Annotated in this window: 2 protein-coding genes; both read left to right on the forward strand. The window is 35.5% G+C overall.

Translation table 11 applies throughout. The features are described 5' to 3' along the window. The first annotated feature begins 226 nt into the window (after positions 1–226). Entirely contained in the window at positions 227–1,636 is a 1,410-nt protein-coding gene (locus tag Q0P94_RS10405) for a nicotinate phosphoribosyltransferase (protein ID WP_295116373.1), read from the forward strand. 9 nt (positions 1,637–1,645) lie between these two features. Continuing rightward, entirely contained in the window at positions 1,646–2,617 is a 972-nt protein-coding gene (bsh, locus tag Q0P94_RS10410) for a choloylglycine hydrolase (RefSeq protein ID WP_292748082.1), read from the forward strand. The last annotated feature ends 656 nt before the right edge of the window (positions 2,618–3,273 follow it).

Here is a 3,273-nt window from a genome sequence, read left to right on the forward strand (position 1 = left end):
AATTATGCTCCAAATCACCTGAAAAAATTAGAAAAAATAGAAAATCACCCAGAAGACCTACATCTGCAAGAAAATTCAATATGAACTACAGATTAACATGAAAAAAGAGATATATAAAAAATCAAAAAGATAAAAAAATTATGAAATTCTTAAATTGACGGCATTGTCTTTTTTTTCGTAACATTTATATTATTCAACTATCTAATATCTATTAAAAAGTGATATTATGATAGAAAACAACATTTGTCTTTTAACAGACAGTTATAAGGTAACTCATCACTATTTCTATCCTAAAGGCACTGAAAAGATTTATTCATACATTGAAAGTAGAGTAGGTGCTGAGTTTAACAAAACAATTTTTTACGGACTTCAATATATCCTCAAGAAATATCTTGAAGGCCAGATTGTCACTCAGGAAAAAATTGACGAAGCCGATAACCTGATTGCCAATCATATCGGTCCGGATATCTTCAACAGGGATGGCTGGCAATATATTTTGGATGAACATGACGGCCATTTGCCGATTGAAATAAAGGCAGTTGCGGAAGGAACTCCTGTTGATGTGGGAAATGCACTGATGACAGTCGAAAACACCGATGACAAGTCTTATTGGCTGCCTAATTACTTAGAACCTCTTTTGTTGCAGGTCTGGTACCCTTCAACTGTTGCAACTCTCTCAGCAGAGGTCAGAAAACTGTGCAATTTCTATCTTGAAGTGACAGGTTCCGTTAAGGATAATCTTGACTTCATGCTCCATGATTTCGGATACAGGGGTGCAACTTCAACCGAATCCTCAATGCTTTCCGGATCAGCTCATCTGCTCAGCTTTTCAGGGACAGACACCATTGCGGCACTGACAATACCTGAAAACTATTACAACGATTCCAATCTATACGGATTTTCCGTCCAGGCAACCGAACACAGCGTAATGACATCTCTCAGTCCTGAAGGTGAAATTTCACAGATTCTCAATGTAATCGATAATGCAAAGGATGGAGTGCTGTCACTGGTTATAGATTCATACAACTACAGGAACTTCCTCGAAGAATCCGGAAAATCTGGAACAGAGCTGAATGAGGCCATTCTGAATTTCCTGGATGGTGAGGATAACAAGGTCGTATTCAGGCCGGACAGCGGTGAGCCTGTATCCACAACCATTGATTGTCTGAATCTGCTTTCTGAAGGCTTTGGAAGCCATCTCACCGACAAGGGCTATAAGGTCTTTGACTTGAACATAGGACTCTTATGGGGTGACGGACTGAACTATCAGAAAATCCGTGACATATTGTTTGCCATGAAATCAGCCGGATGGGCCGCCCAGAACATCATATTCGGTATGGGCGGAGGACTGCACACAGCCGTCAATCGTGACACCCAGAGAAACGCATTCAAATGTTCAGCCCAATTGCGTGACGGTGTCTGGCATGACATATTCAAGAATCCTCTTGATTCAAGTAAAAAATCAAAGACCGGAAGATTTAAGCTAATAAGAGAGAACAATTCATTCAGAACAGTTCCAATTGATAGTGAAGGTGAAGATTACCTTCAGACCGTATTTAAAGACGGAGAACTGCTGATTGATGATACCTTTGCAGATATCAAGCAAAGGGCTTTGAAATATTCAAATTTCTTATAAGGTGATAAAATGTGCACAGCAAGCAATTATATAACTGACAATCATTATTTTGGCCGTAACTTTGACTATGAAATATCCTATAACGAAAGGGTAACAGTTACTCCAAGAAAGTATGAGCTTAAATTCAGAAAAATAGATGATATTAAAACCCATTACGCTATAATCGGAATAGCTGCAGGCATTGACGAGTATCCATTATATTATGATGCATGCAATGAAAAGGGATTGGCTATTGCAGGTCTGAACTTTGCTGGAAATGCAGTCTACAGGGAATTTGAAGAGGATATGGTTAATATCACTCCTTTTGAACTGATTCCTTATCTGCTTGGGACCTGCTCCAGTGTGTCTGAAGCCCGTGAGGCATTAGGAAAAATCAATCTTGTAAACATTAACTTTGCCGATGAGCTTCCACTGTCCCCGCTTCACTGGATGATTTCTGATGAGGTTGAATCCATTGTCGTTGAACCCTTGGCCGACGGCCTGAAGGTCTATGACAATCCTGTAGGTGTTTTGACCAACAATCCTCCTTTTGACAAGCAGCTGTTTTACCTGAATAATTACAGGGGTTTATCTAACAAAAATCCTGAAAACACATTTGGTGTGGATTTGGAGGAGTACTCAAGAGGTATGGGTGCGATAGGCCTTCCGGGTGACTTGTCATCAGCTTCAAGATTTGCAAAGGTTGCATTTACCCGTGCAAATTCCTATTCGGATAATGATGAGGCAAGCAGTGTAGGTCAGTTTTTCCATATTCTTGGCTCAGTCGAGCAGCAGAACGGCTGCACATTCATAGATGATCCTGATTTGTATGAATACACAATATACACTTCCTGCTACAACACCAACAAGGCAATCCTGTATTACAGGACATACCATAACTCACAAATCACAGCAGTCGATTTGTATCGGGAGAATCTTGATTCATCTGAACTGATAAATTATCTTTTGATTAATGAAGAGCAATTCAACTTCATTAATTAAATATTTCCTTTTTTTTAAACAATGCCGTCAATTTAAGAATTTCATTATAATACTTTAAATCAGTATTATGAAAATATTAAATTGTATTTTAGTGTACTATCCTTTAAGAATTTATCATTTTTAAAATTAATTTATTACTAATGGTTATTCTTTGATTAAAGTAATATTTAGCTTTTATTAAATTAGTACTTGTTTATGGCAATTATTGTTTAATAAATCTAATTCGTTGTTTTAATCAATATTTTGTTAAAATTAATTATTTTTAGATTATGTTGGATATGCTAATCATATTACTATTTTAGCATTAGTTTAAGTTAAAATTATAAATTTAAAGACTTAAAAAAAGTTTATATATAAATTGAGGACATATGTATAAGTATGAGAATAAAACACAAGTCCTCATTATTATTTTAGGGTAATTCATTAATTAATTTTTCTATTCTTTCTGAAAAAATAGAAATTTGTAAATCTGTAGAAGAGTTGTTAAAAATCAAAATAAATCAAAATTATTTATTTTTAATAAATACTTCGATGGCGATTGTCATGTTCTATTTATATGAATCTGCCATCGATACAGTATTAACCAATCATAAAAAATTTGTTAATACTGAAAATAAATTTTCTAGCAATCGTAAATTTGAATTTCAGGACATTAT

Source organism: uncultured Methanobrevibacter sp., assembly GCF_946184425.1.
Taxonomy (GTDB): domain Archaea; phylum Methanobacteriota; class Methanobacteria; order Methanobacteriales; family Methanobacteriaceae; genus Methanocatella.

Excerpts from the sequence above, each read along its gene's own strand:
- Q0P94_RS10405 (WP_295116373.1), top strand. The coding sequence starts at position 227 with ATGATAGAAAACAACATTTGTCTTTTAACAGACAGTTATAAGGTAACT.
- bsh (WP_292748082.1), top strand. The coding sequence starts at position 1,646 with ATGTGCACAGCAAGCAATTATATAACTGACAATCATTATTTTGGCCGT.